15 protein-coding genes are annotated in these 15,920 nt (G+C 45.1%); 3 read left to right on the top strand and 12 right to left on the bottom strand.

Features of this window, described 5'->3' with window-relative positions; genetic code table 11:
- Positions 1-288: 288 nt before the first annotated feature.
- Positions 289-735 carry a 30S ribosomal protein S24 gene (locus Q0C29_RS05425; RefSeq protein ID WP_291999645.1) on the bottom strand — a complete coding sequence of 149 codons (447 nt, stop codon included), beginning with the start codon at positions 733-735 and terminating at the stop codon, positions 289-291.
- Between the two features lie 264 nt (positions 736-999).
- Here Q0C29_RS05425 and Q0C29_RS05430 point away from each other — a divergent pair, with 264 nt between their 5' ends.
- The gene (locus Q0C29_RS05430) at positions 1,000-1,992 is read left to right on the top strand and encodes a glycosyltransferase (protein WP_291999646.1); all 993 of its coding nucleotides are present in this window, start codon (positions 1,000-1,002) and stop codon (positions 1,990-1,992) included.
- A 138-nt stretch (positions 1,993-2,130) separates the two neighbouring features.
- Here the strand turns inward: Q0C29_RS05430 and Q0C29_RS05435 are convergent, their stop codons facing one another.
- The gene (locus Q0C29_RS05435) at positions 2,131-3,954 is read right to left on the bottom strand and encodes an aldehyde ferredoxin oxidoreductase family protein (protein WP_291999647.1); all 1,824 of its coding nucleotides are present in this window, start codon (positions 3,952-3,954) and stop codon (positions 2,131-2,133) included.
- 129 nt (positions 3,955-4,083) lie between these two features.
- Here Q0C29_RS05435 and Q0C29_RS05440 point away from each other — a divergent pair, with 129 nt between their 5' ends.
- On the top strand, positions 4,084-5,616 hold the full coding sequence (locus Q0C29_RS05440) for a cation:proton antiporter (protein WP_291999648.1): 1,533 nt from the start codon (positions 4,084-4,086) through the stop codon (positions 5,614-5,616).
- Between the two features lie 52 nt (positions 5,617-5,668).
- Here Q0C29_RS05440 and thsA read toward each other — a convergent pair whose 3' ends face one another.
- From thsA to Q0C29_RS05470, 6 genes are all read right to left on the bottom strand, one after another.
- The gene (thsA, locus tag Q0C29_RS05445) at positions 5,669-7,348 is read right to left on the bottom strand and encodes a thermosome subunit alpha (RefSeq protein ID WP_291999649.1); all 1,680 of its coding nucleotides are present in this window, start codon (positions 7,346-7,348) and stop codon (positions 5,669-5,671) included.
- Positions 7,349-7,433: 85 nt separating this feature from the next.
- Positions 7,434-8,456: an aspartate-semialdehyde dehydrogenase gene (asd, locus tag Q0C29_RS05450; protein ID WP_367173632.1), complete on the bottom strand. Its 1,023-nt coding sequence runs from the start codon at positions 8,454-8,456 to the stop codon at positions 7,434-7,436.
- The gene (locus Q0C29_RS05455; RefSeq protein ID WP_291999651.1) at positions 8,441-9,574 is read right to left on the bottom strand and encodes an aspartate kinase; all 1,134 of its coding nucleotides are present in this window, start codon (positions 9,572-9,574) and stop codon (positions 8,441-8,443) included. The genes asd and Q0C29_RS05455 overlap by 16 nt, the downstream gene beginning before the upstream one ends.
- 302 nt (positions 9,575-9,876) lie before the next feature.
- Positions 9,877-10,500 carry a 50S ribosomal protein L18 gene (locus Q0C29_RS05460; protein WP_291999652.1) on the bottom strand — a complete coding sequence of 208 codons (624 nt, stop codon included), beginning with the start codon at positions 10,498-10,500 and terminating at the stop codon, positions 9,877-9,879.
- The gene (locus tag Q0C29_RS05465; RefSeq protein WP_291999653.1) at positions 10,500-10,976 is read right to left on the bottom strand and encodes a 50S ribosomal protein L19e; all 477 of its coding nucleotides are present in this window, start codon (positions 10,974-10,976) and stop codon (positions 10,500-10,502) included. The genes Q0C29_RS05460 and Q0C29_RS05465 overlap by 1 nt, the downstream gene beginning before the upstream one ends.
- 1 nt (position 10,977) lies before the next feature.
- The gene (locus Q0C29_RS05470; protein WP_291999654.1) at positions 10,978-11,571 is read right to left on the bottom strand and encodes a 50S ribosomal protein L32e; all 594 of its coding nucleotides are present in this window, start codon (positions 11,569-11,571) and stop codon (positions 10,978-10,980) included.
- Between the two features lie 127 nt (positions 11,572-11,698).
- On the opposite strand from Q0C29_RS05470, the gene Q0C29_RS05475 reads away from it, so the two are divergent.
- Positions 11,699-12,550: a hypothetical protein gene (locus Q0C29_RS05475; protein ID WP_291999655.1), complete on the top strand. Its 852-nt coding sequence runs from the start codon at positions 11,699-11,701 to the stop codon at positions 12,548-12,550.
- Positions 12,551-12,603: 53 nt separating this feature from the next.
- On the opposite strand, the gene thiI is transcribed toward Q0C29_RS05475, so the two are convergent.
- From thiI to Q0C29_RS05495, 4 genes are all read right to left on the bottom strand, one after another.
- Positions 12,604-13,854, bottom strand: coding sequence for a tRNA uracil 4-sulfurtransferase ThiI (gene thiI, locus Q0C29_RS05480; RefSeq protein WP_291999656.1), 1,251 nt, complete (start codon positions 13,852-13,854; stop codon positions 12,604-12,606).
- A 32-nt stretch (positions 13,855-13,886) separates the two neighbouring features.
- Positions 13,887-14,444, bottom strand: a complete 558-nt coding sequence (gene ppa / locus Q0C29_RS05485; protein ID WP_291999657.1) for an inorganic diphosphatase — start codon at positions 14,442-14,444, stop codon at positions 13,887-13,889.
- Between the two features lie 200 nt (positions 14,445-14,644).
- The gene (locus tag Q0C29_RS05490; protein ID WP_291999658.1) at positions 14,645-14,863 is read right to left on the bottom strand and encodes a hypothetical protein; all 219 of its coding nucleotides are present in this window, start codon (positions 14,861-14,863) and stop codon (positions 14,645-14,647) included.
- A 207-nt stretch (positions 14,864-15,070) separates the two neighbouring features.
- Positions 15,071-15,920 (bottom strand): amino acid permease (locus Q0C29_RS05495; RefSeq protein ID WP_291999659.1); only part of this gene is annotated, 850 nt, incomplete at its 5' end.

The following is a 15,920-nucleotide window of genomic DNA, read 5'->3' on the forward strand; positions in this document are numbered from 1 at the left end:
TATCCAGTTAACTATTATGCTGACGTTACTTGGGTCATTAACCCTAAGCAACACTAAACCAAGGGGTGGTAGGTTAGAGACCATTGTCTCTAATCCCTCATCATTACTAGTGAAAAGCGCATACTAGTAATTACCGTGTTCTGAACCCTAAGAAATTGAAGCTAGTCTTGGGTCAATCATACCAAACAATGTAATCTTAAGCTAAGGCCTAGATTTTATCATCATAATGCGTGTTGATTAACCTAAGTTATCTGGCTAGATTGTTAAATAGTTTTTGAGACTTAATCCTCATCCACCTCCCTTGGCCGCCGGCTTCTTGGCTGCCTTCCTTTTACTCCTAATCTCATCCATTATCTTCTTGGCCTGATCCTTAGGCATGTTCCTAAGCTTAACGTAAAGCGGCTCAACGAGCTCAGCAGTATTCTTATCGAAGTAAACATGAGCCTCAACCCTGGATACCCCAATACCGTACTGCGTGTACACGTGAGTCACGTAAGTTAACTCTGGGCTTGAGCCCAGTGCCTTAGCCAACTCCTCCCTTAATTGAAGTCTCTGGGGTGTTGGTAAGCCAACATGATACACCACTGCCTTAACCTCCTTACGTTGAAGCAATGGATTATTGAACTGCTCAATCACCTTAACCTGCATTTTCCCAGGCTCAACACCCTCAGGTAGGGGTGAGATGATTAAGTTACCCTCAGTCTGCTCCTTACTCTGCCCTTCACCACTACTCATTAGTAGTAGGCGACTGTCTACCCTTTTTAAACACTAATTGGCATTAATCCCCCATTCTGCGGATACTAGAGGTTAGCTGCAATAGAGTCATGAAAACGCATTACTTTAAGATACCATTATCATTAATTTTCAATCCACATCATCATATAGACAAATACCGCAAAATTACGCTATTAATGAGCTAGTAAACAATACTGCTAAAGTACTCGCTGAAACTTAACGGTGCATTATGAACGCTTAAAAGCCATAGCTACTAACACCACTATGCGTAGGGCTCTCATCATTTATAGAGATAGGAGCAGTGTGTGGAGCGGCACGGAGCGGGTTATGGGGTATTTAGTGAGGGTTCTTAAGGAGCTTAATCACCAAGTAACCTTAGCAACATTTGATGGCGCATGGAATAATGGTTTTCCAGGACCTAAGCCTGATAGGGTAATCAGTAGTATTGGCCCCAACAGGTTCATTAAAGGCATTAGCCTACTGATATATGAACGCTTGGAAAGATTCCTGGAGAACTATGATGTGGTAATTGACGCTGCATACAATGATTTAAGGGGGAATCCTCACATGGGTTATGTTCACTACCCCTATTGCGCAAGTCGGCTTAAGGCACTGTTTCCGACAAGGGCTAATGTGATTGCGGCTAATTCATCATGGACTCTTGCTAAATTAAGGCAATGTGGATCAGGTGGAATCATAATTCACCCACCTGTTGAACCAATTAAATGCAGTAACCAGGTTAAGGAGGATTTAGTAATTGGGATTGGGAGGCTTGGTAAGCCGTGGGAGGAGTTCATTGAGGTGGCTAAGGTGGTTAAGGCTAAGGTACCAGGGGTTAACTTTACCATAATTGGGCACTCGGACTCAGGGGATAGGGTTAAGCAACTGCTATGGTTAAGTAATGGGATAGTGAACGTAATCCCCAATGCACCAGAGGACGTTAAGGCTAACCTACTGTGTAGGGCTAAGGCAATACTGCATACGCATCCAGCTGAACACTTTGGTATAGCTATAGTTGAGGCAATGTCAACTGGGGCAGTGCCCATTGTTCATAAGGATGGTGGTGCTTGGCTTGATATTGTTGAGCGGGGTAAATACGGCTTCGGTTATTCGTCAATTAATGATGCGGCTGAGGCCGTTATCACCGCATTAAACGTGAGCAATGATTATAGATTAACAATAATGAGTAAGGCTAGGGAGTATGATTACGAGGGTTTTAAGGATAAGGTGATTAATGCACTTAAGCCTTATCTCTAAACAATGCATAACTAATTTAAGTATTTACATCATCTACATTGTTGGTTCATTAAGACGCAACGTAATCACCAGCGTTTGGGTAGTAATAATGAATTAAGCAGTAGGAGGCATTGCTTAAGCAATACCGATACGTTAGGACTAATCCCTTAGGTCAATTACCTTACCTAAGTCACCCTCAACGTAGCCTAAGCCAAGTCTCCTTAACGTACTCCTCCTGGGTATACCCCTTTCATCCCATCCCCTAGCCTCGTAGTACCAGGTCAGCATTTGCTGGTACGCATCATAGTTAAGCCTAGACCCCTTGAGGGGGCCCTTGCTTAATGGGTCCTTAAACCACCTGGCTGGTGGGGTATCGTAATCCCTTGACCAGCCGCCATACTCCCTAATCCAATAGGCCCTAATTAGTGTGTAAACCCTATTAGCAACACCCTCGAGGTCTAGGTCTAGGCCTGTTGCCGCCTTGTACATTCTCCAGTACCAGTCCAGTTCAAGGCCTATTTCAACCCAGGGTAGCCTGCAGCCGACCATAACCTCAAACCACCCACCCCTAATGTTCTGTAGCTCAATAACCTTAAGCACCTTATCCCTACTGTATGCGAACCTATTAGTCTGAACCTCCCAGGAAATAACCCAAGCATCCTTATGGTGAGCGCCAATTGGGCTTGTGGCGAAGGCAAGGGCCATGCCTGGGGCTGCGTGGCAATCGTAGGCGCTTACCTCAAGGCCCTTAACATGCATTGCGAACCCCTCAGACCCACCGCCAATTCTACTTGAGGCACCCCTAACTCCTAGGCCAAGTAACCTGCCTAATTCAGTCCTCTGGTGGGCTATGTCTAAAGTCACCTCAGCAGCCCTCCTGTAGTCACCCCACTCTAAACCATCCTTAATGAGGCCCCTCTCCGTAGCCTCCATTGCCCAACCCAGCGTTGAGCCTAGGCTTATGGTGTCTAAACCCATCATGTCGGCTAACCTATTTAAGTAAGCAACCTCCTGCAGGTTCCCTACACCTATGTTACTGCCCAGCATTGCAATGTTCTCGTAATCCAACTCGGATAATTGATCCTCAAGGTCCTTAACCACGTGCCCACAGGGCATTACGCAGTTTGGACAGGACCTAGTGGTTACATTACTCTTCTCAACCATAACCCCACCAATCTTATCATAATAGTCGAACTGCCCCTCCCTATAGTTAAGCGTTGGTAGTACACTAGCCTCCTGGGCCCACTCCACTGTGGCTGTTGTCCCCTGCCTAAGCCAGAAGCCGTAATTCTGCTTAGCCTTAGCAGCCAAGTCAGCCTCAACACCAATCTTACTTAAGGCCTGATCAGCCGGTTGAGGTAGGGGTTTAGTCCCCCTTATCACTATCGCCTTAACCCTCTTACTACCCATAACAGCCCCCATGCCGGGCCTACCCCCACTCCTACCCTTCTGGGCAACCACCGTGGCGAACCTGACAAGGTTCTCGCCGGCTGGTCCAATTATAAGCATGCCTACGTTGGAGCCGTAGATGCTCCTCAACTTATCCTCAGTGGTGAAGGTGTCTAGTCCCCATAGGTCATCAGCAGGCTTAACCTCAACCCCCTCATTCTCAACGTAAATGTAAACCGGCTTACTTGAAGCCCCTTCAATAATCATAGCGTCGAAGCCGGCCTTCCTAAGGTGCACTGATGCCCAGCTACCAATGTTACCGTCACCGTAACCCCCAGTTAGCGGGCTCTTAGCAGCTATAACTAGTTTACCAGTGTTTGGCCCTGGGTAGCCCGTTAATGGTCCTGCTGCAATAATCAGCTTATTCAATGGGCTAAGTGGGTCAATACCCCTTGGTAGTTCATCCCAAAGAAGCTTAACAGCAAGCCCCCTACCGCCCACGTAGTTAATGAGTATTGAGGGGTCAAGGTCCTGAACCCAATGCTTACCTATGCTTAAATTAATCCTAAGTAGCCTACCGGTCCAACCCTTCATTATTTAAGTAAACTAAAACCTACTATAAATTAGTTCTGCTTAACCACAGTAATTAAGGTAACAGTAAGCCACGTTAACTAATGCAGCCATTACTGCAAGTATATAATCCTAAGGCGCTAATGCCTAGTCATGATTATGAGTGAGGCGGCAGCATCATTACTCTACCTGGGCGTAATGCTAGTGTTGGCTAAGGCCTTCGAGGAGTTATTCCTCAGGGTTAAGTTAATACCATTCGTGGGCGCTATAGTTGTGGGTATTATACTGGGTGATGGTGTAATGGGGCTAGTGAGCATTAATACTGTTATTCAATTCGTGTCCTCACTGGGCATAATCCTACTACTATTCCTATCAGGGGCGGAGGAATTTGAGATTGAAGGTAAGTTAAGCACTAATGCGTTAGCCGCAGTGGTAATTGAGCTTGCTTTACCGTTCGCTGTGATTTACGCTTCACTAGTGGCCATGGGGGTTAGTGTTGAGCCTCTTCTCATAATACCCCTCATAATGACCAGCGTTGGGCCACTGGCTAGATTACTCATGGATCTGGGTATCACTAAGACCAGCCTAGGGGGAGCGCTTTTTCAACAGGGTGTATTAATTGAGGTTGCGTCAGTTATACTCTTCGCCACCCTACTCAGTCTGAGGACTGGGGACTCTGCCTTAACGTTGATAGGCATGGTGCTCTTAATAGTGTTCATATTCGTAATGGGGCCATGGGTCTCCAGGTTCTTTGAGTGGATTGAGGGCTACATTAAGGCTAGGGAGGTTGAGTTCGCTGTGGTGGTTTCACTAATACTCGTTGTTGCCTTCCTAGCTGAACTCGTTAACTTCAATTCAGCGGTGGCCGCATTATTCCTAGGCATACTACTTAGGAGGTATTTTAAGGATAGGCCGGAGCTCCTTGAGAAGCTTCACGGCTTCACCTACGGCTTCTTCGAGCCCTTATTCTTCGTTAGCATAGGCCTATACTTCACTAGGCTTAACCTAAGCCTACTATTAATAGGCTTAATAATAGCCTTACTCCTATTATCATCAAAGGTGACTGCAGGGGCCTTGGCTGCAGTTTTACTTAAGGGTGAGGTGCTTACTAATGGCTTAGGCACATCAACTAAGGGGGGTGTGGATGCATCGCTACTAGTCACCTTATTAACCATGGGCTTAATAACCAGGTCAACATACTCGTACTTAGCCTTATCAATAATAGTGAATTCACTACTGGTTCCACTCATCTTTAGGGCAGTAGTGAAGCCGGTAACTCAGGTTAATGCAGCAGTCAGGGTTAGGCTTAACAACAGTATAATGAGCGTGGGTGAGCAGCTTAAGCCCCTTACGGTAACCTGCGGTGATAGTTTAAGAGTTGCCGTGAATAGGATGGTGGAGAGGGGGGTGAGGGCTATTGTCGTGGTTAATGATGAGAATAAGCCCCTAGGCTACTTATCCGTCCAACAATTACTGGAGGTGGATCCAGCGCTCTACGAGTCGACCCCAGCCTGCTCATTACCATTAAATGAATTAGTAACCGTTGGTAATGGGGCGAGGATTATTGATGTCTTGAGGAGGTTTAGGGAAACCGAGGCACCCATTATTGGTGTGGTGGATGATGATAATAGGTTAGTGGCGACGATTTACGAAAGGGAGTTAATGAGGTTACTCACAACTGTTTAGGTTAATGAATAAAACTAACTTTAAGGAGGGAATTTAATTAACCTTGGTTTAATTAGTCACTACTGGTTCCACTCTCCTCCCCTGTCTTTGACTCCTCACCAGCCTTACCCTTACCTGTACTGCCTGACTTAGTCTGCCCAGCGGCTATTATGTCATCTATCCTAAGCACCATTATTGCCGCCTCAGTGGCACTCCTCATTACCTGCATCTTAACTATTAATGGGTCCCATATGTTTAACTCACTCATCCTAGTTATCTTACCACCAAGCACATCAACGCCAGCGTCAAGCTCACCCTTATCATGCCTACTCCTCAACTCGGCTATGGCGTCCACTGGATCAAGGCCGGCGGTTAAGGCAAGTATCTCAGGCACCTTCTCCACAGCCTCAGCATACCTCATTACGGCTAACTGCTCCTTACCTGGAAGCTTCCTACCCCACTCCCTAAGCCTCCTAGCCACCTCAATCTCGAAGGCTCCACCACCTGGCACTATTCTCGGATCCCTGAATAGGTCCCTTGTGACGTGGAGTGCATCGTTTATGGACCTCTCAGCCTCGTCAAGAACCCTGTCCGCAGCACCCCTAATGAGTATGGTTACTGCCCTTGGGTTGGGGCATTGCTCAACGAAGACCATCTTCTCCTCACCAACCTTCCTCTCCTCAACGAGCCCAGCTGTGCCAAGGTCCTCTGGCTTAAGGTCCTTAATGCTTGTGGCTATCCTAGCTCCAGTTGCCTTAGCCAGCTTCTCAATGTCACTCCTCTTAACCCTCCTAACAGCCATAATACCGGCCTTAGCTAGGAAGTGTTGGGCAGTCTCATCAATACCCTTCTGCGTAATGACTACGTTGGCGCCGATCTCCTTGAGCTTATCAACGTAACCCTTAAGTATATTGGCCTCCTCCTCAAGGTAAGCCTTAATCTGCTGTGGTGATGAAACCGATATCTTAGTTGTCCACTCAGGCTTCTCAATCTCAAGTGGTGCGTCTAGGACCGCTATCTTAGCGTTCACAATCCTCTTAGGCATCCCTGGGTGAACAACCTCCTTATCCAGCACAATACCCTGGATGAACTGGGTCTCGTATAGGCTCTGGCCCTTCTTCTTCTCAACCTTAACCCAATCTAAGTCAAGGTTGTACTTACCGTTAGTCTGCTCAGCGGCTATGTATGAGGCATCAACAACTATCTTGGCTAAGTAATCCCTAGCCTCAGCAACAACCTTACTGCTCAGTGAGTTGGCAACAATCTTAGCCACCTCATCCCTATTATTCAGGTTAACTGGGTAAATCAGGTTCGGTACTTCAGTTATTGTGGAGTTTATGTAGTCTAAGGCCTTCTTAAAACCATCAATTATTATGGTTGGGTGAATACCCTCATCCAGTAGTATCTCAGCCTGCTCAAGGAGTTTACCAGCCAGGACAACCACGGTGGTTGTGCCGTCACCAACCTCCGCGTCCTGAGCCTTAGCCACCTCAACAAGTAGTTTAGCTGCAGGGTGTTGGACCTCCATTTCCTTGAGTATTGTTGCGCCATCACCGGTTATTGTTACGTCACCGAAGGCGTCAATGAGTAGCTTATCCATTCCCCTGGGTCCAAGGCTTGTTTGAAGAACCTCAGTTATAACCTTAGCAGCCATTATGTTACTCCTCCTGGCATCTGCACCAGTTGTCCTTGAACTACCCTCCTTAAGTATGGCTACTGGAACACCACTCTTAGGTTGTTGAGCTGTTGACATATGCATCCCCAGAAGCCGCTTCTATATAAACCTTTCCCTAAGTAACCATAAACCCCAAGCCACCAGAATGAAGAGGGTTAAACGGTTAAATAAGCTTCATAGCCTTCATCGTCTCCAACGTTAATATAGTTATACCCGCAGCACCCCTAACCAGGTTATCGCCTAAGGCAACCATCCTAACAACGCTACCTGAAGCCATTAACCTACCCACTGTAACAGCCATGTGATCCAGGTCCCTAGTTGGCTGTGGTGCATCAGGCCTATTGGAAACTATTATTGGCCTGGGTGGTGCAGTGGGTAGGTTAGCTTCCTGGGGGAGTGACTTGAAGCTTGTTAACTCACGCTTAACATCATCAATACTGTACTCCTTATCCATCACCATGAATATTGAAGCCATGTGCCCATACTTAACTGGAACCCTTATTGAGGTAACCCTAACTGGCCTACCCCACGGCTCATACTTACCCTTACCCATAACCCCCAGCATCTTATTTGACTCAGCGGCTATCTTATCCTCCTCACCCTTAATGAAGGGTATCACGTTACCCTCAATGGCTAGGTAAGATAAGCCCATGTAACCAGCCCCTGAAACGGCTTGAAGTGTTGTCACGTATAATTCCCTAATGTGTTCGGCTAATGGCTTTATCGCTAAGGTGATTATGGCTGATGTGCAGTTGGGGTTCTTGACGAGCCAAGGCCCCTTAGACTCCCTTAAAACCTCAAGGTGCTGCCAATTCACCTCGGGGTTTATTAAGGGTACATTAGGGTCCATTCTCCTTGGGGATGCATTAGATATTACGTTTAAACCAGCCTCAAGTAACTTAGCCTCAACTGGTTCAGCAACATCGTTAGGTAACGCTGATAAAACAACATCAACATTCCTTTGATCCACTGGTTCAGTTGACGTTAATTTAATTCCCCTAGCGTACTCCGGTACATCACCCTCTATGAACCATTTAACCACGTCACCATACCTCTGCCCAACCTTACCTGGGGATGCTGAGAGGGCTGCTACCTCAATGTATGGGTGATCCTCAAGTAGCTTAACCATCCACTGCCCCACTAGGCCCGTTGCCCCAAGTATCGAAACCTTCACCTTATCCATGATACCACCCACTTATGTAGGTCTTTAGCTAACTTAACCGCATCATCCTGCTCCTTAACTATTGATGAGACCGCATTACCCTCAGTATCGTTTATTACGTCTACTGGGTCATAACTACTCATGATTAGGTAAACCTCCCTCCTGTACTCATCAAGGCCCATTACGCAGCCAACAACCGTGACCGCGTAGCCGCTTTTAAGGTTAATTAAGCCTATTGAACCCACCTCTGATATTGAGACTAGTTTAGGTGTGTTAACGCATCTTGATATTATTGATGTTCCATTGCTTGACCATGGGTTAGTGACCATTACATTAACGTTACTGTCTATGAGTGGTTTAAATGTGCCTGGGTGGAATTTCTTGGCGCCCGTTAATGATGCTACGTAGGCCTCCTCATGGGTTAAGCTTGGTATAACCTTAGCGTCACCTATTATTCTAGGATCCCCGGTCATTATACCCTCAACGTCGGTGTAGAAGATTAGCCTTGGGGCATTAATGTAGGCTGCTATTAAGGATGCTGAGTAATCACTACCACCCCTACCCAGTGACGTTAACCTACCGTTTAGGCTAATTCCAAGGAAACCCGGCACAACCACGACGCTCCTCCTGGATAGGGCCCAGGCTAACCTATGCCTAACGTAATGTGAACTAACACCCAATACTGAGGCTCTTCCCCAATCCTCATTAGTTGTTATTCCAGGGTCATAAACTGCGCCGGCATCAACACCAAGCTCATTATAGAGAATTGACTCAACAAGCATGACTGAGAGTAATTCACCGTGAACTATTACGTTATCCCTAGCCCACGGTTCCCTAACGTTAACTAAGGTCTCTAACCTCTCGCCTATGTTCTCAATGAGCCTACCTAGTTTACTTAGGCCAAACCTATACGCCTCATTCATGTATGGTTGAATTGACTCCTGGATTAACTGCGGCTTACCTTCATCATAAGCCTTTATTAGGGTGTCAGTAACACCCTTCATTGCTGATACAACTAGGATTAACTTACTGTCATCAATCAAATGCCTCTCAATGACCTTACTTAAAACCTTCTCAACGCCACCTGGCTTAAGTAGGGAACCACCTATCTTAGCCACGGTGACGTTTAATGTCCTTGGCATGTTTCCCGCATTTCCCACCACATCATATATAGCCTCGTAATAACCCTCTTTTAAACATTACCCCCCTAATTAAACTATATTCTACCACCTTGGCGGTTATTTACTTAACGCGTACACTAGGTGTTGCATTAGCCATGGTTACTGAATCATTCATAGGTTAATGCCTTTAACTATGACAAACTATAGAAACGTGAACCAGTTATGAGAAGGCGACACTTCAGTTAGCGTTGGCATTAATCCTTAAGACCCAGTGCGGGTTAGGGAATGCGCAGTATGTGTTTCATCCTATGAAAATTAAAGGGCTACTGCGAGTCCTCGGCCTTAGCCTCACTCTTAGCGTACTTCTCCATTATCTTTAACTTAACCTCCTCAAAATGCTTACTTATGTTTTCAGGCTCAAGCCCCCTTGTAATGTACTTTGAGAACCTTAGCTTGTAGAGTTCTGGGTTGGCTTGCCTTAGGTTTGAGGCATATTGGGCAACATGTTCCCCACTTAACCTATCGTCACTTGGTAGTATTTCCTCATCATGAGGCACCTCTAACCCAGCGTCCACAGCCCCCTTAACCACTGCGAATAATCTACCACCCTTAGTGACCCTGTGGAGTCCAACATCGAGGATGGCTAACTTAACACCCTTCGATAATGCCCTATATCCAACAAGTAAGCCAACTAGGTATGCTGCAGGCGTGTTCCCGGTTCCACCAAGCCAACCAAACTTCTTAGCCAACTCCCTACTGTTAGCCTCAGCCACGGTGAAGTCGCCCTGTGGTGCTGATACTATTACCTGAGCCACCACGTAGCGGTTACTGAACCTGACGACTAACCTGGGTTTACCGCTTATTACCATTATCCTCCTCTTATAGTAATCAGTCTTACCCTCCCTCCTCCTCCTGAACTTAACCTTATACCTACCGCTATTGGCCATTAGGAACCACCCCTGAAGGCTGCCTTAATCTTATCCTCAGTAACCATCCCATTCTGAATCATGTATGTTCTTAAGTGGGCAAGGGACTCAAAGTAGCCGCCCTTAGCCATCCTGTACAGGTTCCTCCAAGTGGCCTTATCAATAACCCCCTTATGCTTCAGCGTGTTCAGGAATCTCCTAATCCTCCTAATCCTAGGTACCCAAGCCTCCTTACCCACAGCCCCCCTAGCCTTCCTAGTACCCCTCCTGCTCCCCTTACCTCTCCTCCTACCGCTCTTCCTCTTCTCATGGGTAATCCTCCACCTACTCCTACTATTACCCTTCTTGGGCTTAACTTCAATTAAACCCTCCTTCATTAGGCTCCTCACATCATTCCTTGTTATAGCCTCCTCAAGCTGCTCAAGGGCCTCCTGCTTAATCACGACCCTTGACTTAGGCACTTTAAGTAGTCTAGCTACTGTTTCCCTCAGGTCCACATCAGGTCACCTCCCTTATAGCCTCCCTAGTCCTCTTATCAACATTAAGCACCCTAATACCCCTCCTAACAGCCTCCCTAATTATCTCAATCCTCTTCCTAACACCAACAGTGGACGCTATCCTAACGGCTTGGGTTTCAGGGTTAACCCTTGATAATTCCTCAGGATTATGAACAATAACCTCAATGAACCCACTTGGGTGAACACCCCTAACACCCCTAGGGCCCCTATAACCCACGTTAACAATGGGTGGGTAACCCTTCTTCTTCATCCTAATCTTATTATCAATACCCTTAGGTCTCCTCCAGGGCGAATCCTCAAGCCTAATCTTATGCTCCTTATTATAATACCTAATGAAGCTGTACCTCCCCCTACGCATCCTTATGGATAATTTAAGCAACTTAAGCACATTAGCTGGTATGTTAGGCTTCCTGGAGTTAACCTTACTTAACTCATCAAGCAAAGTCGGCCTCCTCTCCTCAACCTTAGCCTCAGCCTCACTTGGCTTAGCCTCAACCCGCTGTTCACTGGCGCCTTCCTGAACCTGCTGAGTCTCCTCAGGCTTAGCCTCGGTTGCTTGACCTTCACTGCTCAAAGTTGATCAGAAGCGCGTTTATGCCGGGTTTTTAAGCCTTAAGTATAATGCGTTTATTCAGTGATTAGCTTCAGTTGGTTTACTGCTTCATGGAAAATCTTATTAAGTTACTGATAATGGGTTCACCGTGGATACGCTAATAACCTACCTACCATTCTACAGGATACATGAGGTCATTGATTACTTCATGGTTAACGCTAAGCTACTTGGCGTTAAACACAGCATAGTTTACGTAGATAATGTGTTTAAGGATAGGCAGGTGGAGTTACTTAGGAGGGTTCTTCCTGAGGATGTTGAGATTAGGTATGGTAATTGGCGTGATAGGAACTTAACCTTCATGAGGATACTGAGGGATGCTAGGGAGGAGGAGCTTGATGCACTAGTTGTGGATAGCGATAACTTACTTGAGGAGGAATTGGTGAACGTTGACGGTGAGTTGATCAGTAGGTTTGGTTACTACACTGTACTTGACCATGAGACTAAGGGTAGGACATTATTCCTAAGTCGAAGCATTAGGCTTGGTGAGGTTAATGTTAATGGGAGGAGCGTTGAGGTTTATGGTTACAGGATTCCAGGGTTCTGGAAGGGAGTCTTCTTCATCGGCCCTAAGCAGGCTGTTAGGTTAAGTAAACCACTCCTAGAGTCCATTAACTTGAGCGTCCTAGGTAAAATTGAGGAATCACTTAAGAATATTGAACCTGGCATTAGGCTCTACGTTAGTGATGAAACAACCCTAGGCCTATTACTATACTACAGTGGAATTAAGGTAATGCCGTGGGTTACAATGAGTCACCACATGCATCACGGATCCACCACCATTAATGATAGGAAAACACTTAAGTTACTTGTAGCCACTGCTCATGCTCAATTGGGTAGGGGGCTTGTGGCAAGAGGCATGGGTGGTAGGGTTCTCTGGTACCTTAGTAGGTATAAGATATCGCAACTGCTTAACTTCATTATAAGCTATGTATCGAGTTAAACTTTAACTGAGTTAAATGCATTATTTAGGTTCACAAAAACTTTCTTAGGCATTCATTTACATGAACCTATACTGCCTGTACCAGTGTTTGTGATGTTAATTCTCCAGTTACTTAACAGTGATTTTTCATTAATGCTGCTTAATTCACTGGCCTTTACCTTAATGATACTTGCCTTAATTGCGCTTAATAGGTTAATTACTTTACTTAATTCCTCGTCAAGTCTACTTGGTGTTGACCTCGTCCTCGGCTTCCTAGAGAACACTGAGCAGGGTTCAATCATCCTTGCAGACTCCTCATACGTACCTATCCTCTTAGCTAATTTAATTATATCATCCTTATCCATACCTATTAAGGGCCTGAATATCGGTACATTAATGCCCATTGATGCTGAATGCAGGTTGCTTAATGTTTGGCTACTAACTTGACCAAGGGATTCGCCAGTAACTATACCCATGTAATTGCCCTCCACCACTATTGATTCAGCTAACTTATATAGGAATTTCTTGAAGACAATGTTCATGAAGTGACTGTTCACTAAGCCCCTCATGGTGTTTACTAGTTGAGTGCAATCCGCAATCATGATTAGTGGATCGTATCCGAAGACCCAATGATCATAAAGGTACTTAATAATCCTAATTAACCCTATAACATCCACTGGTGGAGCTAGGCTACAGAACAATACATCAACCAAGGCTCCCCTCCTACTCATTAACCAGTACGCTACAGGTGAGTCGAAGCCGCCGGAGACTAGTGCGAGTACCTTACCTCCCTGTGAACCTAAAGGTAAGCCACCTGGCCCATTTATCACTTCATCAAATAGGAAGGCATAATTATCCCTAATCTCCACATATAACTCCACCTCTGGGTTATCTAAGTCAACACCGTTTGAAAATGGATAGAGCGCAGCGCCAACTCGCTTAGCCACGTCAATTGATGTGAATGGGTGGTTACCGGTTCTGCTAACCCTGACTGCGAATTTTCTTCCAGTAACCTTACTACGCCATAGCTCATAGGCAACCGTCGCTATTTCATTAATGTTAATGAAATTGAAGTAGTAGGCTGGTGATGCTGATACAACACCAAACACCCTTGCAGCCATTAATGCAGCATTAATTAGGTCCTCTTTAGGTACGCTTACCAGGATCCTACCCCTAGTTTTACTAATACTGTAGTTCAATATGCCCCCTCTATTCAAGGATTCCTGAATATTCTTAATTAATAGATTCTCCAGTCTAACCCTAACTCTGTTACTCTTCACCCCTATTTCCCCATATCTAACTAGTACAATTGGATTAAGGTTCATTGGGTTCAAGCCTCCAGTGGTGTTAATATTTCTTATTCATGAAGCTGGCTTATGCCGTTGATTACACTTGGTCTGCCCCTAATGTACTTAAGTACAAGTCTTTTAGCCTCCTCAACACCCTTAAAGTCATTAACCTTAGTCCACTTACCTGGTTCAAGCTCCTTATAATGCTCGAAGAAGTGCCTTATCTGGTAAAGTATCACATCAGGTAAATCCTTTATATCCTTCACCATTGAGAACCTGGGATCAACCTTAGTTAACGGTACTGTTATTAACTTATAGTCAAGCCCCTTCTCATCCTCCATGTTCAAAACCCCAACAGGCCTAACATCAACAATAGTGCCTGGTAGGAATGACGCACTACTTATCACCACCGCATCAAGTGGATCACCATCCTCAGTTAATGTACCGGGTATAAAACCATAATTGAATGGGTACGACATTGCAGTGTAGAGAACCCTATCAACAACAAACACTTTATTTTCCTTATCATACTCATACTTAACGTTTGAACCCGCCGGAATCTCAACAACAACACGTAATTCATCTGGTGGATTCCTGCCAGGTGATAGGTTAATAATATCAATCATTACATGAACCAGTAATGTACCCCTTAATAAAGTTTACTTAGTGCACTTTACCATAACCAAGTGTAATAATATATAGATAAATATAGAGATTTAAGGAAAAAGGTATTAACATAAATAAGATAAGTTATTTAAGGTACATTCAATAAACCGCAAGAAAGCTTCCAAATATTGCCCTATAGGCAGTAATGCAGAAGCCTTGATTAGTTAACTTTAAACATTCTATTCCTTTCATCGTAAGCATACGTTACTGGCGGCGTTAATACACCATATATTACTACAATGTTGTCCGGGTTCTTTAGGTTTGAAGCTATATAGCTTACGCTACCACGTCCCTCTTTACCATTAATCCTCCTAATGCTCTTCCTTACTACTGCTCCTTTAACCGTATCTAATGGTACTTTTGTAGTTGGCACGTTCATTTCACTCACCTCAAGTACACCTACAGCAGAGGGGGTTTATATACCTTTCTGGGTTGTCTACAATTACTCGATAGCTTAATGAAGTTGGAACATAGTGTAAATATGATACATTGTATCCTAAGTAATCATTATGATAAAATTTACTTACTTAATTAATCCTTAGGAATTGAAAAATACTGATTTAACCTTAACGTGATTTAAGTCAGATTACTCAGGTGGTATCTCCATGTATGTTGCGGCAATATCAATACCAAGCCTCCTCTTATGTAATAAACGAACAGTGACGTATAATACGATACCTACTATAACTGCTGCTGCCTCAACACCATAGGCTAACCAGTTACCACCCCATATTGATGGGTATTCTAGGAATTGGTAAGTCAAGAAACCCATTACTGCTGCAAAAAGCATACCAGAAATAGCTAATGTTACCCTACTAGGATTCCTAAGACCTATTATGCCAGCCCCCTTAACACCTATTACCACTGCAGCAATGCCAACCGCCATGTAGTATAATAACGCCTCAACAACGGCACCGTATAGTGCTGTGAATGTGCCGTAGAATACTCCGGCAAGGGTAATGAGTATGGAGGTTATTGCTAAGTCGAATAAGTGCGCGTAAACTGGTGAACCAAACCTTGGGCTTAGGTAGGCGAAGAAGCTTGGTAAGACTCTATCAAAGGACATTGCGAACCAGTACCTAACAACAATGATTGCCCCATAGGCTAGTATTGCCAGGTTCCACGTTACTGAACCTATCCCAATAATCCAAGCTAATATAGGGTTACCTGACGCCGCCATGGCTATTGTCCAGTAGTTAACCGTACCGTTTATGTTTGAGTTAGATAAGGCTGCCGTAACGAAGTTAAAGCCTAATGCATAATACATTGCAGTGAAGCCTATTGTTGCGAGAAGCATTGTTAAGAGAGCTGCAGTAGGTACATTAAGCCCCACTGCCCTCCTACCCTTGATTTCAGAGGACATGGCGGGCCCCGCGTTTAACCATGGGTATATGTATATTGCGAAGAAGGGTAGCATCATTATTGTTGGGCCGAGT

The organism is Caldivirga sp. (genome assembly GCF_023256255.1).
In the GTDB taxonomy this organism is placed as follows: Archaea; Thermoproteota; Thermoprotei; order Thermoproteales; family Thermocladiaceae; genus Caldivirga.